The sequence below is a fragment of the Stutzerimonas kunmingensis genome, from assembly GCF_002929225.1.
Taxonomy (GTDB): Bacteria; Pseudomonadota; Gammaproteobacteria; order Pseudomonadales; family Pseudomonadaceae; genus Stutzerimonas.
Genome location: NZ_PISM01000004.1, coordinates 814,221 through 836,367, shown reverse-complemented (window position 1 = coordinate 836,367; position 22,147 = coordinate 814,221). Strand labels below are relative to the sequence as shown.

24 protein-coding genes are annotated in these 22,147 nt (G+C 61.2%); 2 read left to right on the top strand and 22 right to left on the bottom strand.

Annotation, left to right across the window (positions count from 1 at the left end; all coding sequences use genetic code 11):
- Nucleotides 1–18: 18 nt before the first annotated feature.
- The 7 genes from CW305_RS05040 to CW305_RS05010 form a co-directional block, all read right to left on the bottom strand.
- Entirely contained in the window at nt 19–540 is a 522-nt protein-coding gene (locus CW305_RS05040) for a superantigen-like protein SSL4 (RefSeq protein WP_014820875.1), read from the bottom strand.
- A 33-nt stretch (nt 541–573) separates the two neighbouring features.
- Complete coding sequence (locus CW305_RS05035; RefSeq protein ID WP_014820876.1) at nt 574–2,004, bottom strand: aminotransferase-like domain-containing protein; 1,431 nt, start codon at nt 2,002–2,004, stop codon at nt 574–576.
- 110 nt (nt 2,005–2,114) lie between these two features.
- On the bottom strand, nt 2,115–2,912 hold the full coding sequence (locus tag CW305_RS05030; RefSeq protein WP_104097262.1) for an OmpA family protein: 798 nt from the start codon (nt 2,910–2,912) through the stop codon (nt 2,115–2,117).
- Nucleotides 2,909–3,262, bottom strand: coding sequence for a DUF4398 domain-containing protein (locus CW305_RS05025; protein WP_425444913.1), 354 nt, complete (start codon nt 3,260–3,262; stop codon nt 2,909–2,911). The genes CW305_RS05030 and CW305_RS05025 overlap by 4 nt, the downstream gene beginning before the upstream one ends.
- An 11-nt stretch (nt 3,263–3,273) precedes the next feature.
- A complete protein-coding gene (locus CW305_RS05020) occupies nt 3,274–4,098 on the bottom strand; it encodes a substrate-binding periplasmic protein (protein ID WP_031298316.1) in 825 nt (274 codons plus the stop codon).
- Nucleotides 4,099–4,224: 126 nt separating this feature from the next.
- On the bottom strand, nt 4,225–5,169 hold the full coding sequence (locus CW305_RS05015; protein WP_104097260.1) for an electron transfer flavoprotein subunit alpha/FixB family protein: 945 nt from the start codon (nt 5,167–5,169) through the stop codon (nt 4,225–4,227).
- The gene (locus CW305_RS05010; protein ID WP_041014470.1) at nt 5,170–5,919 is read right to left on the bottom strand and encodes an electron transfer flavoprotein subunit beta/FixA family protein; all 750 of its coding nucleotides are present in this window, start codon (nt 5,917–5,919) and stop codon (nt 5,170–5,172) included.
- 330 nt (nt 5,920–6,249) lie between these two features.
- Here CW305_RS05010 and CW305_RS05005 point away from each other — a divergent pair, with 330 nt between their 5' ends.
- Complete coding sequence (locus CW305_RS05005; protein WP_023446706.1) at nt 6,250–7,905, top strand: electron transfer flavoprotein-ubiquinone oxidoreductase; 1,656 nt, start codon at nt 6,250–6,252, stop codon at nt 7,903–7,905.
- A 55-nt stretch (nt 7,906–7,960) separates the two neighbouring features.
- Here the strand turns inward: CW305_RS05005 and CW305_RS05000 are convergent, their stop codons facing one another.
- The 4 genes from CW305_RS05000 to CW305_RS04985 all read right to left on the bottom strand — a co-directional run bounded on the left by CW305_RS05000 (nt 7,961) and on the right by CW305_RS04985 (nt 10,886).
- Nucleotides 7,961–8,530 (bottom strand): DUF1285 domain-containing protein, encoded by a 570-nt coding sequence (locus CW305_RS05000; RefSeq protein WP_104097259.1) that lies wholly within the window; start codon nt 8,528–8,530, stop codon nt 7,961–7,963.
- A gap of 55 nt (nt 8,531–8,585) precedes the next feature.
- The gene (locus CW305_RS04995; protein WP_014820884.1) at nt 8,586–9,200 is read right to left on the bottom strand and encodes a DUF4823 domain-containing protein; all 615 of its coding nucleotides are present in this window, start codon (nt 9,198–9,200) and stop codon (nt 8,586–8,588) included.
- A gap of 130 nt (nt 9,201–9,330) precedes the next feature.
- Nucleotides 9,331–10,227: a radical SAM protein gene (locus CW305_RS04990; protein ID WP_104097258.1), complete on the bottom strand. Its 897-nt coding sequence runs from the start codon at nt 10,225–10,227 to the stop codon at nt 9,331–9,333.
- 38 nt (nt 10,228–10,265) lie between these two features.
- Nucleotides 10,266–10,886, bottom strand: coding sequence for a TetR/AcrR family transcriptional regulator (locus CW305_RS04985; protein ID WP_003299617.1), 621 nt, complete (start codon nt 10,884–10,886; stop codon nt 10,266–10,268).
- Nucleotides 10,887–10,961: 75 nt separating this feature from the next.
- On the opposite strand from CW305_RS04985, the gene CW305_RS04980 reads away from it, so the two are divergent.
- Complete coding sequence (locus tag CW305_RS04980; RefSeq protein WP_104097257.1) at nt 10,962–12,095, top strand: aminotransferase class V-fold PLP-dependent enzyme; 1,134 nt, start codon at nt 10,962–10,964, stop codon at nt 12,093–12,095.
- A 204-nt stretch (nt 12,096–12,299) separates the two neighbouring features.
- Here the strand turns inward: CW305_RS04980 and CW305_RS04975 are convergent, their stop codons facing one another.
- From CW305_RS04975 to fabD, 11 genes are all read right to left on the bottom strand, one after another.
- A complete protein-coding gene (locus CW305_RS04975; protein WP_104097256.1) occupies nt 12,300–13,697 on the bottom strand; it encodes an amino acid permease in 1,398 nt (465 codons plus the stop codon).
- Between the two features lie 108 nt (nt 13,698–13,805).
- Nucleotides 13,806–14,591 (bottom strand): TatD family hydrolase, encoded by a 786-nt coding sequence (locus CW305_RS04970; RefSeq protein WP_042922599.1) that lies wholly within the window; start codon nt 14,589–14,591, stop codon nt 13,806–13,808.
- Nucleotides 14,592–14,710: 119 nt separating this feature from the next.
- Entirely contained in the window at nt 14,711–15,067 is a 357-nt protein-coding gene (locus CW305_RS04965) for a PilZ domain-containing protein (RefSeq protein ID WP_003283656.1), read from the bottom strand.
- A 31-nt stretch (nt 15,068–15,098) separates the two neighbouring features.
- On the bottom strand, nt 15,099–16,085 hold the full coding sequence (locus CW305_RS04960) for a DNA polymerase III subunit delta' (protein WP_014820889.1): 987 nt from the start codon (nt 16,083–16,085) through the stop codon (nt 15,099–15,101).
- Nucleotides 16,078–16,710 carry a dTMP kinase gene (tmk, locus tag CW305_RS04955; protein WP_104097255.1) on the bottom strand — a complete coding sequence of 211 codons (633 nt, stop codon included), beginning with the start codon at nt 16,708–16,710 and terminating at the stop codon, nt 16,078–16,080. The genes CW305_RS04960 and tmk overlap by 8 nt, the downstream gene beginning before the upstream one ends.
- Nucleotides 16,707–17,777: an endolytic transglycosylase MltG gene (gene mltG / locus CW305_RS04950; protein WP_104097254.1), complete on the bottom strand. Its 1,071-nt coding sequence runs from the start codon at nt 17,775–17,777 to the stop codon at nt 16,707–16,709. Before mltG ends, tmk begins: the two co-directional genes overlap by 4 nt.
- Nucleotides 17,774–18,589, bottom strand: coding sequence for an aminodeoxychorismate lyase (gene pabC / locus CW305_RS04945; protein WP_104097253.1), 816 nt, complete (start codon nt 18,587–18,589; stop codon nt 17,774–17,776). Before pabC ends, mltG begins: the two co-directional genes overlap by 4 nt.
- A gap of 2 nt (nt 18,590–18,591) precedes the next feature.
- A complete protein-coding gene (fabF, locus tag CW305_RS04940; RefSeq protein WP_044316189.1) occupies nt 18,592–19,836 on the bottom strand; it encodes a beta-ketoacyl-ACP synthase II in 1,245 nt (414 codons plus the stop codon).
- 173 nt (nt 19,837–20,009) lie between these two features.
- Nucleotides 20,010–20,246 carry an acyl carrier protein gene (acpP, locus tag CW305_RS04935; RefSeq protein ID WP_003283670.1) on the bottom strand — a complete coding sequence of 79 codons (237 nt, stop codon included), beginning with the start codon at nt 20,244–20,246 and terminating at the stop codon, nt 20,010–20,012.
- A 194-nt stretch (nt 20,247–20,440) separates the two neighbouring features.
- Nucleotides 20,441–21,184, bottom strand: coding sequence for a 3-oxoacyl-ACP reductase FabG (gene fabG, locus CW305_RS04930; protein WP_042922585.1), 744 nt, complete (start codon nt 21,182–21,184; stop codon nt 20,441–20,443).
- A 14-nt stretch (nt 21,185–21,198) separates the two neighbouring features.
- On the bottom strand, nt 21,199–22,137 hold the full coding sequence (gene fabD / locus CW305_RS04925) for an ACP S-malonyltransferase (protein WP_104097252.1): 939 nt from the start codon (nt 22,135–22,137) through the stop codon (nt 21,199–21,201).
- Between the last annotated feature and the right edge of the window lie 10 nt (nt 22,138–22,147).

Sequence of the window (22,147 nt, the reverse complement as noted above, 5' to 3'; positions counted from 1 at the left end):
CCGGGGAACGCATGCACCTCAGCGCTTGAATTCGAGGCGAATCTCCGCGCCCTCGATGAGCTCCTCGTCTTCTGCCTCGCCGGAAATCAGCCGGCCGCCGATCTGCATCGATCGCGACGGCCCGCCACCCTCGAAAAGCGGCGGTAACAGCCGCATCGATTCATCACCCGGGCCTGGCGCCAGCTCCTCGACCAGTTCCTCGGGCAAGCGCAGATCGAGTTCCGGCTCGGGCAGTTCGACCTTCGCTGGCGGCGGCGTGGAGCGCTTAGCCGTCGATGGCTGCGGCGCCGGGGCAGGTGCCTCGTCCTCGGGAACGGGTTCGGGCAGGCTGATCTCCACTTCCGGCGGCTCGGCATCGGAGGTTTCTTCGATTGGCGCCAGCTCAATATCGAGATCAGGCGGCACCTCTTCCTGCTCGACGATACTCTCCGGTTCAGAGGGCTGCTCGACCGGCGCGGGCGCACGCGATGAAGTCGATTCGTCGTCCCCGCATCCCCCCAGCAAGGCCAACGACAGCAATAACAACAGCGGCCTTCGCATCCGATCGCTCCTTACAGCGGCAGGTTTGGGGCGCTACTGGGCATCCCGGCACAGTTCCGAAGCCAGCTGCCCGAGTGTCCGCAGCGCCCGCTCGGTCTCGTTATTCCAGGGCAGCCCACAGTTGAGACGAATGCAGTGGTTGAATTGTTCAGTGTTGCTGAAGATCAGTCCCGGCGCGATGCTGATCCCCCGCTCCAGCGCCCTGACGTGCAGGTCCTGGGTATTGACCCGCACCGGCAGGCTGACCCAGAGGATGAAGTTGCCCTTGGGGCGCGTCATCTGTGTGCCTTCCGGGAAGTAGCGCTGTACCGCCAGCTGAAACGCGCTGAGATTCTTGCGGTACTCCTGGCGGATGGCACGCAGGTGTCGATCGTAACCCCCGTTCTCCAGATAAGCCGCCACACCCATCTGAGTGACGCTGCACGCCGAATGGGTGCTGAAGGTCTGCAGGCGCTCGATCTCGGCCTGATGGCGCCCGGCGATGACCCAACCGATGCGCACCCCCGGCGAAAGCGTCTTGGAAAAGCTGGAACAGTAGATGACACGTCCGTCCCGATCATTGGACTTGAGCGCCTTGTACTGGCCCTGGTCGAACATCAGTTCGCCATAGATATCGTCCTCGACGATCTGGATGTCGAAACGCGCCGCCAGGCTCAGCAGCTGCTTCTGCCGGTGGTCAGGCATGCTCACGCCCAGCGGATTGCTCAGGCGCGCGGTCAGCACCAGCGCCTTGATCGGCCACTGCCCTGCCGCAAGCTGCAGCGCCTCAAGGCTCATTCCGGTATCCGGGTCGCTGGGTATCTCGATGACCTTCAGACCGAGCAGATCGGCCAGTTGCAGCAAGCCGTAATAGGTCGGCGACTCGGCGGCGATGAGATCGCCCGGCTTGGTCAGGACCCGCAGTGACATCTGCAACGCGTCAACGCAGCCATGGGTGATGACGATTTCGCTCGAATCCACCACCACACCGGCATCGCGCATGCGAATCGCCACCTGGCGGCGCAGCGGCTCGTAGCCCGGGCTGAACATGTAGCTGAATGCCCGCGGGCTGTGAAACCGCGTGACCTTCGCCAGCTGCTGGTGCAACGCCCGTACCGGCAGGTAATCCACATGCGGCACGGCCGCCCCCAGCGGAATCAGCCCCTCGCGGCGCGACTCGCTGAGCACCTGATTGATGATGCTGCTGCGGGTGACCAGTTTCGGCCGCTCGACCTGGGCAATATCCGGGGTCGGCGCAGTGAGTACGGGCGTCTGGTGGACGTAGAAGCCGGACTGCGGGCGCGCACGGATCATGCCCTGATCTTCGAGATTGGCGTACGCCTGCAACACCGTGGCGTGGCTGACACTCAGCTGTCGGCTCATCTTGCGTACCGACGGCACGCGCTCACCGGGGCGATATACGCCGCGCCGAATATCTTCGGCAAGCTGCTGGGCAATGCGCTGATAGAGCAACAGATTGGTCATCTAGCCGGTCTCCTGCCAACTGAACCGTAACAGTAGCGCACTGCTGGAGACCCAGACCAATACAGTTAGGTCACGTCTAGGCGAAACAGTCTGCTCAGATGGCCGCGCGACTAACGGTCGGGGCCGAGATTGCCTTCCGCGTCGGAGAACAGGATCTCAACGCGACGGTTCTGCGCGCGACCGCGTGCCGAGGCGTTCTCGGCCAACGGAAAGCGCTCACCATAGCCGCGCACCTCTACCCGCTCGGCAGCGACGCCAAGATTGATCAGCAGATCCGCCACCGTTTGCGCCCGCGCCTGCGACAGCGCGAGATTCTCCTGGGCATCGCCGCGGCTGTCGCTGTATCCCTCGATGCGAATCTTGCGCTGCGGATTGAGCTGGAGGAAATGCACCAGCTTGAGCAAAGTGCGATTGGCCGTGTGGCTGAGGTCGGCACTGCCGGCACGAAACAGCACGTCGCCCAGCGTCATGACCATGCCGCGATCGGTTTCGCTGGCAGCCAGGCTCATCATCTGGTCTTCCAGCCAGCGCCCCTGTTGCTCGGCGGTCATCAACCTGGCGTCCTGCAGCATGCGCCGCAGCCGGTCGCGCTCCATCTCCAGGCGTGCGACCTGTTCCTGATGCTGCAGCAGCTCACCCTGCTGCGCGGCGATTTCGCTGTAGCGCTGACTCAGGTAGGCGTAATGCCGGGCGTCGGCGGCGCCCCCCCAGTACTGGTTGAAACGCTCGGCGCGTTGCTGCGTTTCGAGTGCACGCTGAACATCCTTCGGCGCGCTGCGCTGGACCATGCTGTCCGCCTGAATTCGTTGCAGCGCGGCAGATGCGCGGTTCAATTCGAGCTCGGTCTGCGGCGTCGAGCAACCAGCCAGTACCAGCCCAGCCAGGGCTATCGCAAATCCACTTCTCACCTGGCCTCCCCCAGCAACTGCCGTAGCCGCTGAATGCGACGATTCAGATCGTCGATCTGGGCCTCGCGCTTGTCCTTCAGAACCCTGCTCTCCGCCAGACGCGCATCCAGCTCTGCCTGCTCGGCCAACAGCCGAGCTTCGCGATTATCGCCCGCCTGGAGTGCCGCCTGGGCCTTGCTCAACTTGCTTTCGGCCAGCACGAGGTCCTCGTACGCATCGGTTGCGCCTACGGAGCGCGCCTGGGCTACGGCCTGTGCGGTCAAACGCAATTGTTCTGTCGGAACAGGGTCACTGGCACAGCCAGTCAGGAAAACCAGGACCAGAAATGGGCTGGCGAGAAGTCGTTTCAACACGGCGAGTCCTACTTTTTCGAAGCCTTTGCCCGCTCTGACTGCTGGTTCTTCCAGACAGTCAGGTTGTGCGCCACCAGTTGCTCAGGCACACCGGCGGCGCGCAATTCTGTCATCTTCCGCGCCAGTTGTCCGCGCAGCCAGGGATCATTGCAGGCCGAGTCGTGCGAAATGGCCAGGTGCATATCCCGGCCTACCACTGGAGGTTCGAGACGCTGCACCTTGTCCAGCAGCCCCAATGCATCAGCCGCCGCGACTGCACTGTACCGCTCATGCAGCAAGTAGTCGCCATTGCCCGCCACGATCCGCTTCAGCCCCTGAGCGAGGTCGGCGACCGGCTGCAATTGCAGGTGTTTTTTCGCGAAGGCGTCGAACTCGCTACCGAAGCGGCTGGTGCCAGCGATCAAGCCGGCGTGGCCTCCCAGATCTTCACGGCTGGCATAGAAGAAGCCGGGCTCATTGCGTACCCAGGCGACGGTCTGCAATTGCAGGATGGCCGGGTGGACGAAATCCAGTTCTTCGAGTCGCTGCACCGTCAGTGTCGCATCGGCCAGTACGTCGACCCGGCCACTGCGCACCTCTTCGAGCGCTTTGGTTCGGTCACCGGTGTAAAGCAGGTCCAGTTTCAGATCGAGCGAGTCGGCGATCTGCCCGAGCAGGTCCGCATTAGCCCCGATCAGACGCTTCGGGTTCTGCGGATCGCGCCAGAGAAAGGGAGGGTTGTCCGCTGCGCCAGTCGCCACCAGACGGTCGCACTTCCCCGCTGCCGCTGCCGTGAATGGCGTTGCCAACACCAGCGCGACCATGGCCAATTTCAACGGAAAAGCGAAACGCATGAAGATCCCCTTATTGCGCGAGTTAACTGATGCTGATCGAAGTTCGCCGATGGTACACCGACGAACCCGCCCATCGCCCATGAAAAAACCCGCTACATGAGCGGGTTTCTTCAACAGCGATCAGCTTCAGACGAGCTTTTCCAGCTCCGGCACGATCTCGAACAGATCCCCCACCAGGCCGTAGTCGGCAACCTGGAAGATCGGCGCTTCCTCGTCCTTGTTGATCGCGACGATCACCTTGGAGTCCTTCATACCCGCCAGGTGCTGGATGGCGCCGGAGATACCCACCGCGATGTACAGCTGCGGTGCAACGATCTTGCCGGTCTGTCCGACCTGCATGTCGTTGGGCACGAAGCCGGCATCGACAGCGGCACGGGAGGCACCAACAGCCGCGCCAAGCTTGTCGGCCAGCGAGTACAGGTGCTTGAAGTTCTCGCCGTTTTGCATGCCACGACCGCCGGAAACAACGATCTTGGCAGCGGTCAGCTCGGGACGATCCGACTTGGCCAGCTCTTCGCCAACGAAAGTCGACTTGCCGGCATCGCCAGCGCCTGAGACCTGCTCGACCGCAGCCGAACCGCCGGTGGCATTCACGGCATCGAAGCCGGTGGCACGCACGGTGATGACCTTGATGGCAGCGCTGGACTGCACGGTAGCGATGGCGTTACCGGCATAGATCGGGCGCTTGAAGGTATCGGCGCTTTCAACGGCGATGATCTCGGAGATCTGATCGACATCCAGTTGAGCAGCAACGCGCGGCAGGAAGTTCTTGCCGTTGGTGGTCGCCGCAGCCAGCACGTGGCTGTAGTTCTTCGCCAGGTCGGCGATCAGCGGCGCGACGTTTTCCGGCAGCTGATTGGCGTAAGCCGCGTCGTCAGCGACCAGTACCTTGGCCACGCCTTCGATCTGCGCGGCTGCTTCACCGATGGCACCGCAGCCACTGCCGGCTACCAGTACGTGGATGTCGCCACCGATGGCCTGGGCGGCAATCCGCTTGGCGGCGGCAACGGTGTTCAGGGTAGCGGCCGCGAGAACGGCATTATTGTGTTCAGCGATAACCAGGATAGTCATTTAGATTACCTTCGCCTCGTTCTTCAGTTTCTCGACCAGTTCAGCCACGGACTTGACCTTGATACCGGCGCTGCGGGCAGCCGGCGCTTCGACTTTCAGGGTCTTCACGGTAGACGTGGTGGTGACGCCCAGCGCATCTGGAGTCAGCGTTTCCAGCGGCTTCTTCTTGGCCTTCATGATGTTCGGCAGCGACGCGTAGCGCGGCTCGTTCAGACGCAGGTCGGTGGTGACGATCGCCGGCAGGCTGAGCGCGACGGTCTGCAGGCCGCCGTCGATTTCGCGGGTCACGTTGACCTTGTCGCCAGCCACTTCCACCTTGGAGGCGAAGGTGCCTTGGGCATAGCCAGTCAGTGCACCGAGCATCTGCCCGGTCTGGTTGTTGTCGCTGTCGATCGCCTGCTTGCCGAGAATGACCAGCTGCGGCTGCTCCTTGTCGACCACGGCCTTGAGCAGCTTGGCGACCGCAAGGGAGTTCAGTTCGTCGTTGGACTCGACCAGCACGGCGCGGTCGGCGCCCAGCGCCAGCGCGGTGCGCAGCTGCTCCTGAGCAGCGGTCGGACCGATGGAGACGACAACGATTTCGCTCGCCACGCCCTTCTCTTTCAGGCGTACGGCTTCTTCCACGGCAATTTCGCAGAAGGGGTTCATCGACATCTTGACGTTGGCGAGGTCAACGCCCGAATTGTCCGCCTTGACGCGAACCTTGACGTTGTAATCGACCACTCGTTTGACAGCTACAAGAACCTTCATGGATTCCTCGTTACTCTCCGGTGAATAGAATTCCGCCGAGGCGAACCGAGCCTTGCTCGTGGCTTGGGTTTTGATAGCCGCTGCCCTGTTCGGCGAGTGCAAACCGTCCGTATCTTGACCGCAGGCCGCGGACGGGGTCAACAACGCATATGACCCGTCATAACGACGCGGTTCGGGCGATTCTAACAGGCTTCCAGAAAATTCAAACAAACGTTTGTATTGGACCGATTCGAGCGTCTATATATAATGCGCCGGCCCGGCTCGGTCAGGGACCGATCACAGCCCTCCACCACTTATATAACAACCAAGCCCTGAGTAGGAGAAAGCCCAATGGAACGCGAATACATGGAATTCGACGTTGTCATCGTCGGCGCCGGCCCTGCAGGCCTATCCGCAGCCTGCCGCCTGAAGCAGAAAGCCGCCGACGCTGGTCAGGAAATCAGTGTATGCGTCGTTGAGAAAGGCTCCGAAGTAGGCGCCCATATTCTATCCGGCGCAGTCTTCGAGCCGCGCGCACTGAATGAGCTGTTCCCTGACTGGAAAGAGCTCGGCGCCCCGCTCAATACGCCGGTCAAGCGTGACGACATCTACCTGCTCAAGACCGCCGAAGCCGCCAGCAAGCTGCCCAATGCACTGGTCCCCAAGACCATGCACAACGAAGGCAACTACATCATTTCCCTCGGCAACCTGTGCCGCTGGCTGGCCCAGCAGGCCGAGAACCTGGGTGTCGAGATCTACCCAGGCTTCGCCGCTCAGGAAGCGCTGATCGACGAGAACGGCATCGTGCGCGGTATCGTCACCGGTGACCTTGGCGTCGACCGCGAAGGCAATCCGAAGGAAGGCATGTACACGCCAGGCATGGAGCTGCGCGCCAAGTACACGCTGTTCGCCGAAGGCTGCCGTGGTCATATCGGCAAGCAGCTGATCAACCGCTTCCAGCTCAACGCCAACGTCGACCCGCAGCACTACGCCATCGGCATCAAGGAACTGTGGGACATCGACCCGGCCAAGCATGAGCAGGGACTGGTCGTGCACACTGCGGGCTGGCCGCTGAACGACGAAAACACTGGCGGTTCCTTCCTTTATCACCTGGAAAACAATCAGGTGGTCGTCGGCCTGATCGTCGACCTGTCGTACAGCAACCCGTATCTGTCGCCGTTCGACGAATTCCAGCGCTACAAGCACCATCCAGTGATCAAGCAGTACCTGGAAGGCGGCAAGCGCGTTTCCTATGGCGCACGTGCGATCGCCAAGGGCGGCATCAACTGCCTGCCGAAGATGGTATTCAACGGCGGCGCACTGATCGGCTGCGACGCCGGCACCCTGAACTTCGCCAAGATCAAGGGCAGCCACACGGCGATGAAGTCCGGCATGCTGGCGGCCGAAGCCGCTGCGGACGCACTGCTGGCCGGACGCGAAGGTGGCGACGAGCTGACCGCGTACGAAGAGGGCTTCAAGTCCAGCTGGCTGTACGACGAGCTATACAAGAGCCGCAACTTCGGCGCTGCCATTCACAAGTGGGGCGCAATCAAGGGTGGCGCGTTCAACTTCATCGATCAGAACATCTTCGGTGGCAAGATCCCCTTCACCCTGCACGACACCAAGCCGGACTACGCCTGCCTCAAGACGGCTGCAGAGTCGAAGAAAATCGACTACCCCAAGCCGGACGGCAAGCTGAGCTTCGACAAGCTCTCCTCGGTATTCCTCTCCAATACCAACCACGAGGAAGAGCAGCCGGTTCACTTGAAACTGACCGACCCGAGCATTCCGATCGAAAAGAACCTGCCGATGTACGACGAGCCGGCACAGCGTTACTGCCCGGCCGGCGTTTACGAGGTCGTGAGCAACGACGATGGCAGCAAGCGCTTCCAGATCAACGCGCAGAACTGCGTGCACTGCAAGACCTGCGACATCAAGGACCCGGCGCAGAACATCACCTGGGTCGCGCCCGAAGGTACCGGCGGACCGAACTACCCCAACATGTAAGACCATCAAAAAAGGCTCCCTCGGGAGCCTTTTTTGATCATGGGTAACGAAACAGCTACTCAGCGGCGCCAATCGGGAAGAACGTCCCGCCACTCCACACACCGAGGTAATCCTTGCCATCTACCTTGCCGGGCACCGCCAGCTCCACAAGCTCATAAAACACATTGCGATGGATCAGTGCCTCGAGGTTGGCACGCACATGCACATATGGCGCCGGCTCCTGCGTTTGCGGGTCGGTGACAACGCGCAAAGGGTGCTCTTCACCAGCCTCGACCTCGTCCTCGACATTGGTGATAAAGCGCAGGCTTTGCGTCTCACCCTCGCCACTGACTTCCAGCCGGACCGCAACGAAAGGCGCATCTTCGACCTGGATACCGACCTTCTCTACCGGTGTCACCAGGAAGTAGTCGTCGCCGTCGCGGCGAATCACCGTGGAAAACAAACGCACCATTGCCGGCCGCCCGATCGGCGAACCCTGATAGTGCCAGGTCCCGTCGCGCGCGATGCGCATGTCCAGATCGCCACAGAACGGAGGGTTCCACAGATGCACCGGCGGCAACCCTTTCTTCTTCCCGCCAGCGGACAGCTGCGCAAGCAGATCCCCAGCCTTGCCTATATCGGTCATTCGGTCCTCCTCGATTGAATGAGGTAATCGCCTGTTCCCGATACTGCCACATCGCTCAACGTGACAGGCCCAACAACCGACGAGCATAGTCCTGCAGTGGCGGACGCAAGAGTTGCTCCGGCTTTGCATCGTAGATGCCGAGCACGCCGCCACGATTACGAATGCGAGCGGTATCGACCAGATAGCGAGTTCCGGTCTCCACCAGCATCAACTGCACCACGCCGGAATCGACACCAAGGCGATCCAGTGCGCGCTGATCGTTCAGCTCGTCGAAACTGCCGATGCGATCATCAGCCGCGGCAAACCGCAGATACAGCAGATAATGCGCGCCCATTGCCGACGCTTCGGCCATTGCCTCCTCAAGCCCGAGCGGGCCACGGGCTCGACGAACCATTGGGAAGTACTCGACAAAACCGCTGAAGGCCTCTTCGGCCACGACGTTCGGCCGCGGGTATGCGTCTCCGGGCGGCACGAAATGTCCCTGCGCGATATAGATGAATGAGTCCGGCTGCAGGCGCCAGGAGTTGGAACGACGGGTTTCGCTGTGATCCAGAATTCCGGCATCGCGAAGGTGATAACGGGTACCCTCCGCCATGTCGCTGACCTTCATGCAGCCAGAAAGCATGAGCAATGCAAGCAAGCCAGGCACTGCCAGTAACAGAAATCGCATGAAACTCACCTCATAGGGCCGGCGACGAAAAACCGACGATTCGACAGCCAATGCAGCATCCACGCCACTTCCAGCACCGAGGCGAGCCGGTTCAGCTGGATGCTCTCGACTCCCCGCCTGAACGAGGCGGCTACAGGCCTCGCTGCCACTCCTGACGCAACGGGGCGTTACGCGGGTCTTCGATGGCCTCACGCACCCGACGCAGCAGGCCCGGCTTATCGGCACCCAAAATCCCCTTGAGCACCAGATAATTGGACGCATGGTCGCTGCGAAAAACCGTATCGGTCAGCTGCAGATCCTCCAGCAACCACTCCAGCTCGCGAAACAGATCGGCCGGCACCAGCGGCTCGAAATCCTCGAAGGTTTGCCGAAAACGCGCTTCACCCTGCGGAAAACTGACCACCAGCGTGGACAGAAACTCGGGCTGCGCTGCATTCATCAGCCGCGCCGAGTTGCGTGCGTGCTGGCGACTCAGTTGGCGACCGCCAAGCCCGTTGAGAATCATCACCGAGCGTGCGATGCCCGCCGCCCCCAGCTTATCCAGCGCGCTGAGCGTCGATTCGTAGGTCTCCCCCTTGTTGACCAGCGCCAGCACCTCATCGTCGCCGGACTCGGCGCCGACATAGGCCATGCCGAGCCCCGCATCCGCCAGTTCCTGCAGCTCGGCAACCGACTTCTTGCGCAGGTTGCGTGGCAGGCAATAGCTCGAGACACGTTGAACTTCGGGCAGGCACTGGCGGATCTGTTCAAGGATTCTCAACAGCCGGTGGGTCGGCAACACCAAGGCGTCACCATCGGCGAGGAATACACGCTGCACGATCAACTGCTCGCCGCAACGACGGATCTCGTCGAGCACCTCCGCCTCATCGCGAGCACGAAACTTCTTCTGCGGCGCGGTATACATGTCACAGAAGGTACAGCTGTTCCAGGAGCAGCCATTGGTCACCGGCAGGATCAGCGAATGCGCCTCGCTGGGTGGCCGAAATACTGGCTCGATGTAGCGGATGGAAAACTCGCTCGCGTTCATTGCGTCCACGCCTGTTCGATCTTCACGCTGCCGCCGATTCAGTCACGCTTGCGCTTGTTGCCCATGCGTACGCCGATATCCATGAGGAACTGGAAGAAGCCGTCCTGATCTTCCAGCACGTTGCTCCAGAACGGCGAGTGGTACAGCGCCACCGCACCATGTACCAGCGCCCAGGCGGCACAATAGTGGAAGTACGGTGGCACGTCTTCCAGCTTGCCTTCGGCGATACGGCCTTTGATCAACTGGGTCAGATGTTCGAAGTTGGAGGCGCGGATGCTGTGCAGCTGCTCGACCATTTCCGGCACCTGATTGCCCTTGACCACTTTCTCCTCGAGGCGGTCGAACAGCCGATAGCGCTGCGGGTCGCGCATGCGGAACTCGAAGTAGGCGCGCGAAAGCGCTTCCTTGTCGCGGTCCAGGTCGGGAGAGTGGAGGATCTGGTTCAGGTCGCGCTCGTAGTCCAGCATCAGCCGCAGGTAAATTTCGGCCTTGGACTTGAAGTGCTTGTAGATCGTGCCTTTGCCGATGCCGACCGCATCGGCAATCATCTCGACAGTAACGCTGTCCTCTCCCTGGTCGAGAAAAAGCTGCAACGCGGTATCGAGGATTTCCTGTTCGCGGCGACGAAATTCGCGGACCTTACGAGGTTCATTCTGCATAGGAAGGCTGCTTGAGGTGAAAAACGAGGCAGCCATTATGCCTAACCGGTCATGAAATGCACGGGACATCCAACCATGATTCAAATAAATGACGAATTCCCGCAAATAGTCGGTTTGCGATATCTGAACCATGCTGCCGTCGCTCCCTGGCCCAGGCGGGCGGCTCGGGCCGTGAGCGCCTTTGCCGAGCAGAATGCAACCCTGGGCGCGCGCGACTACCCCGAATGGCTCACAGTGGAACGCAGCCTGCGCCAACGCCTGACGCGACTGCTCAACGCGCCGAGCAGTGCCGATCTGGCGCTGGTCAAGAACACCTCCGAAGCGCTCTCATTCGTCGCCTTCGGGCTGGACTGGAAAAGCGGTGATCAGATCGTGATCAGCGACGAGGAGTTTCCGTCCAATAGGGTGGTCTGGGAGGCATTGCGGCCACTCGGCGTGGAAGTCATTCAGGTCAGTCTCAAGGGTGTCGATCCCGAGGCTGACCTCCTTGCAGCGTGTGGTCCTCGGGTACGCCTGATGTCGATCAGCGCCGTGCAATATGCGAGCGGCATGCGGTTGGATCTTCCGCGCCTGGGCGAAGGCTGCGAGCAACGCGGCGTGCTTCTGTGCATCGATGCAATCCAGCAATTGGGCGCCCTGCCCTTCGATGTCCAGCAGAACCGTTGCGCCTTCGCCATGGCGGATGGTCACAAGTGGATGCTCGGCCCGGAAGGACTCGGTGTTTTCTATTGTCGCAACGACCTACGCGAGCAACTGAAACTGCACGAGTACGGCTGGCACATGCTGGAGCACGCCGGCGACTACGACCGTAGCGACTGGGAGCCCGCACGCAGTGCTAGGCGGTTCGAGTGCGGCAGCCCGAACATGCTGGGGGCAATGGCACTCGAAGCCAGCCTGTCGCTGCTGGAGGAAGTGGGGATGGAGCAAGTCGCCAGATCGCTGGACGAGCGAATCGAATGGCTGACTCACGGGATCAGCGAGCTGAATGGAGTAGAAACCCTCTCGCCAGGCCAAGCGGAGAGGCGCTCCGGCATCGTCACGTTCCGCCTCGACGGCTGGTCCAATGCCGCTCTGTTCGAGCGACTCAAGACTGAACAGGTGGTGTGTGCACAACGCGGCGGCGGCATCCGCTTCTCGCCACATTTCTACACGCCGGAGCACGTCATAGACGAAACGCTAGGCCTGTTGCATGACCTGGCTGCGCACTGAAGGCGATCAGCCAGCGAGACTTGTATTCCAAATGCGTTTAAAAATCAGGGAAATCCGCCGGCAAACCCGCGGAGCAGCGTTAATACTTGAGTAACTGGCCGGGCAATCCCCCCACTGCCCAGCCAGATGAGGTCGCTAGGATTGCGATTTCATACTCCTAATGGTCTTGGCCCGGCTTCCCTGGAAACCGGGTTTTTTTTGCTCTCAGGTCTGGGGCTGCGCCAGCAAACGAGTCCGCAGCCGGTAGCACAGCCAGAGAAACCCGACCCAGACCGGAATCGCGAACACCGACATGCGGATGCCAGGTAGCCACAGCATGATGACCAGGATCCCGCTGACGAAGGCCAGGCACAGGTAATTGCTCAGCGGGAACCAGAACGCCTTGAAGCTCGGCTCAACGCCCTGGCGCTGCATGGCGCGACGAAATTTCAGGTGCGCAAGGCTGATCATCGCCCAGTTGATTACCAGCGCAGCCACCGCAAGGGACATCAGCAGTTCGAGCGCGCCCTGCGGAAACAGGTAGTTCACCGCCACGCAGAGCAGGGTTACCAGGGCCGACACGCCCACCGCTAGCACCGGGACACCGCGGGCATTGATCTTCATCAGGCTGCGCGGCGCATCGCCCTGCTCTGCCAGGCCGTACAGCATGCGGCTGTTGCAATACACGCCGCTGTTGTAGACCGAAAGCGCAGCCGTCAGCACGACGAAGTTCAGCAGATGCGCCGCCGCATCGCTGCCGATCAGCGAAAATATCTGCACGAAGGGGCTGCCGCTGTAGGGGTCGCCCGCGGAGCCCAGCGTCTGCAACAGTGCGTCCCAGGGATACAGCGCCAGCAGCACCGTCAGCGCGCCTATGTAGAAGATCAGAATGCGATAGACGACCTGATTGATCGCCTTGGGAATCACGGTTTTTGGCTCCGCCGCTTCTGCCGCCGTGATGCCGACCAGTTCCAGTCCACCGAAGGAGAACATGATGATCGCCAGCGCCAGCAGCATGCCGCTGAAGCCGTTGGGGAAGAAGCCACCGTGCGTCCACAGGTTGCTGATGCTTGCCTGCTCGCCCCCCTGGCCACTGACCAGGAGGAAAAGCCCGAGCAGGATCATGCCGACGATGGCGGCGACCTTGACAATGGCAAACCAGAACTCGGCCTCACCGAAAGCCTTGACGTTGCTGAGATTGATCAGATTGATCAGCACGAAGAACGCAGCGGCTGTGGCCCAGGCGGGAATATCAGGCCACCAGAACTGCACGTACTTGCCGACCGCCGTCAGCTCGGCCATGCCCACCAGGACGTACAGCACCCAGTAGTTCCAGCCGGAAAGGAACCCCGCATAACCGCCGCCATATTTGTGTGCGAAATGGCTGAACGACCCTGCGACCGGCTCCTCGACGATCATCTCCCCCAGCTGGCGCATGATCAGAAAAGCGATGAAGCCACCGATCGCATAACCCAGGATCATCGACGGGCCGGCACTTCTCAGAACTCCGGCCGAGCCCAGGAACAGTCCCGTTCCAATCGCTCCGCCCAGGGCGATCAGCTGGATATGACGATTCTTCAGACCGCGCTGGAGCGGTCCGGTGTGCAGCGTTTCAGCGGTCATACGCCACCTTGTGGATCTTCAGGGCAAGAAAAGCGCCGCTCGTGTCGGCGAGAAAGAAGGCAGCGCACCGGACGTGCTGGAAAGCACCAATCCTACGCGGCGGCGACGTCAGCTGCGCACCCTGGCCAGCGGGAACAGTGTCTTGAAATTGGCAGTGGTTTGCTCAGCCAGCGCCTCGAACGGAACGCCACGCAACTCCGCAACAAACTCGGCGACCTCCCGCACATACTGCGGCAGGTTGGCTTTGCCACGGTGGGGAACCGGCGCCAGATACGGCGAATCGGTTTCGACCAGCAAGCGATCAGCCGGCACTCTGCGAGCCACATCGCGCAGCGCATCGGCATTTCGGAACGTGACGATCCCCGACAGAGAGATATAGAAACCGAGATCAAGCGCAGCCTTGGCCATGTCCCAGTCCTCGGTAAAGCAATGCAATACACCCGCCTGCGGCAGCGCCGCTTCACGGAGCAGATCCAGCGTATCGGCGCGGGCAGCCCGGGTGTGCACGATGACCGGTTTGCCGGTCAGCCTGGCTGCTTCAAGATGCAGCCGGAAGGACTGCTGCTGCATCTGCGCAGCTTCGGGCTCGTAGTGGTAATCCAGACCGGTTTCACCAATGGCAACCACATGCGGGTGCTGGAGCTCGCCAAGCAACCAGTCCAGCACCGGCTGGCTCGTCGGCTCGAGATCCAGAGGATGAACACCGATCGAGCAATCCACGTCGGCATAGCGCTCGGACAGCGATCTGACCGCCGCTGCGTTGTCGGCGCTAACGCCGATGCAGAGGAAATGCCCGACACCGCGCGAGCGCGCAGCGTCCAACGCGGCATCCAGTGAACCGTCATGTGCGGTCAGGTCGAGTCGGTCAAGGTGACAGTGGGAATCTACCAGCATGAAATGCACTACTTGCTATCGCGAAAAAGGGGCGATTGTAGAGCAAATGGCCGGTTGTCAGGAAAGGCCAACGAACACCCTGCCGTCTGGCGAGGGATGACGTTCAGTGACTCAGAGCGTTACATCGTGTGGGTCGGACGGTCGGATTTGAGCGCACCGGCCAGATAGGTTTCGATCTTGTTGCGTGCGGTACTGTCGCCTTCGTTGAACTGCACGCCAATTCCAGCAGCGCGACTGCCCTGGGCGCCCTTTGGGGTGATCCAGACGACCTTGCCGGCAACGGGAATCTTTTCCGGCTCGTCCATCAGGTTGAGCAGCATGAACACTTCGTCGCCAAGCTTGTAGCTCTTGTTGGTCGGGATGAACAGACCTCCATGCTTGATGAAGGGCATGAACGCGGCATAGAGCACCGACTTGTCCTTGATGGTCAGGGACAGGATGCCATTACGCGGACCAAGATTTGCTGGCAGGCTCATGCGGTGTTCCTAACGAAAATTCCAGTCGATTCTAGCCCGCGCCGGGCAGCGTTGCCCACTGCACCAGCAGCGCTTCGAGAAGCAACACACGGTTGAGGTTGGCTTTGCCTAGCACTTTTTGCCGATGTTCGAGCAGCCAGTCCTGCAGCGCCATCACTTTGTGTTGCGCTGACTTCTGCGCAAGGTACTGCAACACCTTCTGCATATCGGCTGCACCGAGCTCAGCATCATCACCGGCCATCTGATACCGCAGGATCAGATGCGTCCACTCGCAAAACCAGTCGAACAGCAGGATCAGCGGCAGCGCATTCCAGCCCTCAGCCAGCTGACTGGGTGACTGTTGCTGCTTGAGCAGCTTCTTCACGCTGTCGACAACCTGCGCGCGCAAGTCCAGTACTTTCTGCTCATGCAACTTCAAGGCGGCCAGAGGTGACCCCGCCGCCAGTGTCAGTAGCTGCTCACGCAGCTCCGCTGCCAGCTCGGGGAGCTGTCCAGCCAGCCAGTCGAGACTCTGTTGCCGTCCCGGCAGAGGGCAGGCCTGCTGCACGCAACGGCTCTTGATGGTCGGCAACAGGCGACTCGGCTGGTGGCTGATGAGCAGCAGTACCGTATCGCCGGAGGGCTCCTCAAGGCTCTTGAGCAATGCGTTGGCCGCATTGAGGTTCATCGCCTCGGCGGGCTCCAGCAGTATCACCTTGCGCCCACCCAGCTGCGCAGTCTGGGTGACGAAGCCGACCAGATCACGCACCTGGTCGACCCGTATGGCCTTGTCGACCTCTTCCGGCTCGAGGATGTAATGGTCCGGATGCGTATGTGCAGCCAACAGCTGACAAGCCTTGCATTCACCACAGGCCGTGGCGTTCACGGGCCGCTGGCAAAGCAGCAGCGCCATCAATTGCTCGGCCAGCTGCCGCTTGCCGATGCCGCCAGGACCGTGCAGCAGGTAAGCGTGAGCATGCTGCGTACGACCTGCCAGCTGCCGCCAGAGCTCCGCCTGCCAGGGGAGGACGTCAGCCATCGAGGCGCCCCATCAGGTCGGGAATCAGGGCCTGTACATCCTGCTGCACGACATTCAATGACTGCCCTGCATCGATGATTCGATAGCGCGACGGCGCAGCCTTGGCGCGATCCAGATAGGCGCGCCGTACCGATTCGAAAAAGCGGAGGCCTTCCTGTTCGAAGCGATCCAGACGACCGCGCGCCGCCGCACGGGCCAGCCCCACCTCGACCGGCAGATCGAAGATCAAGGTCAGATCAGGTCGCAGCTCGCCCTGCACGAAGGCTTCCAGCTGGGCGATCCGCTCGATAGAGAGCCCTCGCCCCCCGCCCTGATAGGCATAGGTGGCATCGGTGAAACGATCGCAGAGCACCACCGCCCCGCGCTCCAGTGCCGGGCGTATGACCTGCGCGAGATGCTGAGCACGTGCGGCGAAGACCAGCAGCAACTCGGTATCCACCGCCATCGGCTCGTCGGCCGGGGTGAGAAGCAGCTCGCGGATACGCTCGGCCAGCGGCGTCCCACCGGGCTCACGGGTCAGCACGACATCCACGCCACATGCGCGCAAGCGCTCGGCGAGATATTCACGATTGGTGCTCTTGCCGGCCCCTTCAGGGCCTTCGAGGGTCACGAAGAGTCCTTTCATTGTACGTTTCCGTTGTCCGCCGGTGCCTGCCGTGGCGGCGGGCTGGAGCGGTAGTCGGCACGGCGCTTGAGCTGATACTCGCGCACCGCACGGTTGTGCTGATTGAGCGTATCGCTGAAAACATGGCTGCCATCGCCACGGGCGACGAAGTAGAGACTGGTGCCATCCGCCGGATGGAGCGCGGCGCGGATCGCCTCGCGCCCGACCATCGCGATCGGGGTCGGCGGCAGGCCGGCATTGGTGTAGGTATTGTAGGGTGTCGGCGTGCGCAGATCGGTGCGGGTGATCCGGCCCTTGTACTTCTCACCCATGCCGTAGATAACGGTTGGGTCGGTCTGCAGCAGCATGCCCCGCGCCAGCCTGCGCACAAAGACGCCGGCAATCTCTCCACGCTCGCCGGGCACGCCGGTTTCCTTTTCTATGATCGAGGCCATGATCAGCGCCTGATAGGCGTCCTTGTACGGCAGCTCCCTGGCACGCTGCTGCCATTCCTCTTCGAGAACCTGCTCCAGGCGGGCGAAGGCACGGCGCAGCAGGTCCTCGTCAGATGTACCGCGGGTGAAACGATAGGTATCTGGGAAGAAGCGTCCTTCCGGGTGCTGGCCCGACGCACCGATGCGCGACATGATTTCGGCATCAGTCAAACCATCCAGGGTTTGCTCCAGCTTGGGCTGACTCTGCAGGGCGCTACGCAACTGGCGGAAGTTCCAGCCCTCGACCAGGGTCAGGCTGTATTGCACCACTTCGCCACGCTGCCAAAGCCCGATCATGTCCCGCGCCGTCATAGTGGGGGTCAGGCGATACTCGCCGGTGTGCAAGCTCTGCCCGGACAGGTTCAAACGCCAATACAAACGCAACCAGAAGGCATCCTCCAGTACGCCTTCGGCCTCCAACCGCTGAAGCACGCCACTGGGCGTATCGCCCGGACGCACGTCGAGCAGCAGGGCCTCGTCGGTAACGGCCAGAGGCTGCTCGAGCGCAGCATGCTGTTTCCAGGTGAACAGTCCGAGCGCAATCGCCGCCAACAGCAACACTGTCAGCAGCAGAACAAGAATTTTACGGATCACGAATCACTCAACAGGTCGGCGACAACGGACTGCAGTTTACGGGTCAGCGGACCGACGGGCCAGACGCACTCGGCCAAAGCTGTCACGGGCCAGATGCCGTAAAGGCTGTTGCAGAGGAATACCTCATCGGCCTGCAAAAGCTCGGCATAGCTGATGTCGTCGATCACGACCGGGAGCCCGTGCTGTGCTGCGCGCGCAATGATCTCCGCACGCATGACCCCAGCGACTCCGCAACGAGTCAGCGGCGCGGTGCGCAGTTTGCCGGCTTCCACGATGAACAGATTGCTGAAAACGCCCTCCACCACCCGGCCGGACATATCGCGCATCAACCCTTCCGCGTAGACCGGATCATGCCACTCGGCACGCGCCAACACCTGCTCCAGGCGATTCAGATGCTTGATGCCGGCGAGTCGCGGTTGCTCGGCAAGCCGGGTCTCGCACGGAAATAGCCTGATGCCGGTTTCAGCATGCTGTGGCGGATAAGCTGGAGAGGACGAGCCTAACAGCAGACGCTGCGGCTGACACGGCTGTGGCGTTGCATAACCACGCTGTCCGGCGCCACGCGTGACGATGAGCTTGGCGACGCCCTGCCCCAGTGCCCGGCAGAAGCGCATCAGCTCATTGCGCAGCAGATTTGCATCAACGGGAATGGCGAGCCGCTCACAGCCATCTTGCAGCCGCTGCAGATGGCGTTCGACCAACCGCGCCTGGCCACCTGCGACGCGAATAGTCTCGAACAGCCCATCGCCGTAGGCCAGTCCTCGATCATGAATGGGCAGCCCATCACAGGGCTCCCCGTTCAGCCAGCTCAATGTCACTCGGCGAACCGGCGGAATACCAGCGAACCGTTGGTTCCGCCAAAACCGAACGAGTTGGACACCGCCACCTCAATCGGTCGGGGCTTGGCCTCGTGCGGAACGAAATCGAGGTCGCAGCCTTCATCCGGCTCATGCAGATTGATGGTCGGCGGCGCGACCTGATCACGAATAGCCAGAACACTGAAGATCGCTTCCACCGCACCGGCAGCACCCAGCAGGTGGCCGACCATGGATTTGGTCGAACTGACCGACAGCTCATAGGCGTGATCACCGAATACGCTGCGAATAGCAGCAGCCTCGGCCTTGTCACCTGCGGGAGTCGAGGTGCCGTGTGCATTGATGTAATGCACCTGATCGACATTCAACTGGGAGTCCTTCAGCGCATTGCGGATGCAGCGCGCAGCACCGGCGCCGTCGTCGGGCGGCGAGGTCATGTGGAACGCATCGGCGCTCATGCCGAAACCGATCAGTTCGGCGTAGATGTGCGCCCCCCGGGCCTTGGCATGCTCCAGCTCCTCCAGCACCAGCGCACCGGCACCATCGGAGAGAACGAAACCGTCACGCCCCTTGTCCCAGGGCCGGCTCGCAGCCGCCGGGTCATCGTTGCGGGTGGACAGTGCGCGTGCTGCCGCAAAGCCTCCGATACCAAGCCCACTGGCAGCCATCTCGGAACCGCCGGCCACCATGACATCCGCCTCGCCATAGGCGATGTTACGGGCGGCCATGCCAATGCAGTGGGTGCCTGTGGTACAGGCGGTAGCGATTGCATAGTTGGGGCCCTGCAATCCCAGATGGATCGACAGGAAACCAGACACCATGTTGATGATGGAGCCCGGCACGAAGAAGGGAGATATACGCCGCGGACCTTGCTCGATAAGTGCCTTGCAGCTGTTTTCGATATTGGTCAGGCCGCCGATACCGGACCCCATCGCGACGCCGATGCGCTCCCGATTGGCGTCAGTGACCTCCAGCCCGGAATCACGCACCGCCTGGAAACTCGCGGCAAGGCCGTACTGAATGAAGAGGTCGAGCTTGCGTGCCTCTTTTGCCGGCAGATACTGCTCGACATCGAAGCTTTTGATCGACCCGCCAAAACGAGTGGAATAGGCAGAAAGATCCATGTGCTCGATCAGGCCGATACCACTGCGGCCGGCGAGAATTCCCTGCCAGCTGCTTGGCACATCGTTGCCCAGTGGCGATAGCATGCCCATCCCGGTGACTACGACGCGTCTACGCGACACAGCGATTACTCCTATACCTAAACGTACTTGGCTCGGTTCCCGCCAAGACAGGAACCATCCCCGGCTGGGTGCAATGGAGCCCCCGCGACCTGGATGAATCCCTCTCAAAGAAAAGCCGCACTACCTCGTTCAAAGGCAGTGCGGCTGTTCCTGTTTCTGAAGCAGATTACAACTTACTGCGCGTGCGCGTTGATGTAATCGATGGCTTCCTGAACGGTGGTGATCTTCTCAGCTTGCTCGTCCGGGATCTCGGTCTCGAATTCCTCTTCCAGAGCCATCACCAGCTCAACGGTGTCAAGAGAGTCGGCACCCAGGTCTTCGACGAAGGAAGCGCTGTTGGTTACTTCCTCTTCTTTAACGCCAAGTTGCTCGGCAACGATTTTCTTGACGCGTTCTTCGATGGTGCTCATACCTTGTTTTCACTCCTATGGAAAAATCAGGCAGCTGGTTTGCGCGGTAGTGTATAGAAAGCGTTTTCCGCATTTCAAGCTGGAAGCAGGCAAGCATGACGCCGCCTTCAACCTTCTGTCTATAAACCAGCTGCGGTTTTATAGCTAATTTAAAGACAGCCTCTAAGACTGTCCTCCTGCGTAGGGCGTCACACTCAGCTCATGTACATGCCGCCATTCACCGGAACGGTAGCACCGGTGACGTAGGCAGCGCCGTCCGAAGCGAGAAACGCAACGACCTTTGCAATTTCTTCGGCCTGACCGAGACGCCCCAGGGGAATCTGCCCCACGAGCGCATCACGCTGGGCTTCCGGCAACTCGCGAGTCATGTCGGTATCGATGAAACCAGGCGCCACGGAATTCACCGTGATACCACGAGAACCGACCTCACGAGCCAATGCACGGCTGAAACCCTCCAGACCGGCCTTGGCTGCCGCGTAGTTTACCTGTCCGGCGTTGCCCATGGCACCAACCACCGAACCGATATTGATGATTCGACCCCAGCGAGCCTTGGTCATGCCGCGCAGCACGGCCTTGGAGAGGCGATACAGGCTATTCAGGTTGGTGTTGATGACGTCATGCCACTCATCATCCTTCATGCGCAGCATCAAGTTATCGCGGGTAATACCGGCATTGTTGACCAGAATTGCCGGCTGTCCGAGATGCTGCTGAATGTGCTCAAGAGTGCTGCTGACAGATTCATCGTTGCCAACATCGAGCACCAGCCCAGCGCCTTCGATGCCGTTTTCCTTCAGTGTCTCGGCGATGCGCTCGGCGCCGGTTGGCGTGGTCGCAGTACCAATTACGATCGCGCCCTGGCGGCCCAGCTCAAGGGCAATGGCCTGGCCAATACCGCGGCTCGCGCCGGTTACCAACGCCACCTTACCTTGCAGATTCATAGCATTCTCCTTGTTCAAGCCAATGCGGCACGAGCGACCGCGAAGGCCTCGGGGGTATCCAGATTGTAGGTGCTGACGCCCTTGACGCAGCGTTTGTTGAGGCCCGACAGAACCTTGCCGGGTCCGCACTCGACCAGCGAGGTGACGCCACGGTCTCCCAGAGCAACCATGGACTCGACCCAGCGCACCGGACTGTAGAGCTGTGCCAGCAGATCACGCTTGAGCACTTCCAGATCCGCGACGACTGCTGCGCTGACGTTCTGCACCAACGGAATCTGCGGCGCTTGCCATTCGATCGACTCCACCGAGGAAGCGAAGCGTTCGGCAGCCGGACGCATCAGATCGCAATGAGAGGGGACACTCACCGGCAAAGCCATCGCACGCTTGGCACCTTTGGCCTTGCACGCTTCGATCGCGCGCTCTACCGCCGCTGCACTGCCGGCAATCACCACCTGACCCGGAGCGTTGAAGTTGACCGCACTGACCACCTCACCTTGCGCGGCCTCGGCACAGGCGGCCAATACATCGGCATCTTCCAGCCCGAGAATGGCAGCCATGCCGCCCTGCCCGGCCGGCACTGCCTGCTGCATCAATTGACCGCGCAATTCAACCAGCTTGATGGCGTCAGCGAACGGCAGGCTGCCCGCCGCCACCAGAGCGGAGTACTCACCGAGGCTGTGTCCGGCAACGAATGCGGGCTGCGCGCCGCCTTCTGTCTGCCACAAACGCCAGATTGCAATGGAGGCGGCAAGAATCGCCGGCTGGGTCTTGTCGGTCTGATTCAGCTGTTCTTCCGGACCGGTCTGGGTCAACGCCCAAAGGTCGTACCCGAGCGCCGAAGATGCCTCGGCAAAAGTATCGACCACCACGCTTTGCTGGGCACCCAGCTCGGCCAGCATGCCAAGGGACTGAGACCCCTGACCGGGAAAGACGAAAGCAAGTGATGCGGACATGAAACGACTC

Excerpts from the sequence above, each read along its gene's own strand:
- CW305_RS05040 (WP_014820875.1), bottom strand. The coding sequence starts at position 540 with ATGCGAAGGCCGCTGTTGTTATTGCTGTCGTTGGCCTTGCTGGGGGGA.
- CW305_RS05035 (WP_014820876.1), bottom strand. The coding sequence starts at position 2,004 with ATGACCAATCTGTTGCTCTATCAGCGCATTGCCCAGCAGCTTGCCGAA.
- CW305_RS05020 (WP_031298316.1), bottom strand. The coding sequence starts at position 4,098 with ATGCGTTTCGCTTTTCCGTTGAAATTGGCCATGGTCGCGCTGGTGTTG.
- CW305_RS05015 (WP_104097260.1), bottom strand. The coding sequence starts at position 5,169 with ATGACTATCCTGGTTATCGCTGAACACAATAATGCCGTTCTCGCGGCC.
- CW305_RS05010 (WP_041014470.1), bottom strand. The coding sequence starts at position 5,919 with ATGAAGGTTCTTGTAGCTGTCAAACGAGTGGTCGATTACAACGTCAAG.
- CW305_RS05005 (WP_023446706.1), top strand. The coding sequence starts at position 6,250 with ATGGAACGCGAATACATGGAATTCGACGTTGTCATCGTCGGCGCCGGC.
- CW305_RS05000 (WP_104097259.1), bottom strand. The coding sequence starts at position 8,530 with ATGACCGATATAGGCAAGGCTGGGGATCTGCTTGCGCAGCTGTCCGCT.
- CW305_RS04995 (WP_014820884.1), bottom strand. The coding sequence starts at position 9,200 with ATGCGATTTCTGTTACTGGCAGTGCCTGGCTTGCTTGCATTGCTCATG.
- CW305_RS04990 (WP_104097258.1), bottom strand. The coding sequence starts at position 10,227 with ATGAACGCGAGCGAGTTTTCCATCCGCTACATCGAGCCAGTATTTCGG.
- CW305_RS04985 (WP_003299617.1), bottom strand. The coding sequence starts at position 10,886 with ATGCAGAATGAACCTCGTAAGGTCCGCGAATTTCGTCGCCGCGAACAG.
- CW305_RS04980 (WP_104097257.1), top strand. The coding sequence starts at position 10,962 with ATGATTCAAATAAATGACGAATTCCCGCAAATAGTCGGTTTGCGATAT.
- CW305_RS04975 (WP_104097256.1), bottom strand. The coding sequence starts at position 13,697 with ATGACCGCTGAAACGCTGCACACCGGACCGCTCCAGCGCGGTCTGAAG.
- CW305_RS04970 (WP_042922599.1), bottom strand. The coding sequence starts at position 14,591 with ATGCTGGTAGATTCCCACTGTCACCTTGACCGACTCGACCTGACCGCA.
- CW305_RS04965 (WP_003283656.1), bottom strand. The coding sequence starts at position 15,067 with ATGAGCCTGCCAGCAAATCTTGGTCCGCGTAATGGCATCCTGTCCCTG.
- CW305_RS04960 (WP_014820889.1), bottom strand. The coding sequence starts at position 16,085 with ATGGCTGACGTCCTCCCCTGGCAGGCGGAGCTCTGGCGGCAGCTGGCA.
- tmk (WP_104097255.1), bottom strand. The coding sequence starts at position 16,710 with ATGAAAGGACTCTTCGTGACCCTCGAAGGCCCTGAAGGGGCCGGCAAG.
- acpP (WP_003283670.1), bottom strand. The coding sequence starts at position 20,246 with ATGAGCACCATCGAAGAACGCGTCAAGAAAATCGTTGCCGAGCAACTT.
- fabG (WP_042922585.1), bottom strand. The coding sequence starts at position 21,184 with ATGAATCTGCAAGGTAAGGTGGCGTTGGTAACCGGCGCGAGCCGCGGT.
- fabD (WP_104097252.1), bottom strand. The coding sequence starts at position 22,137 with ATGTCCGCATCACTTGCTTTCGTCTTTCCCGGTCAGGGGTCTCAGTCC.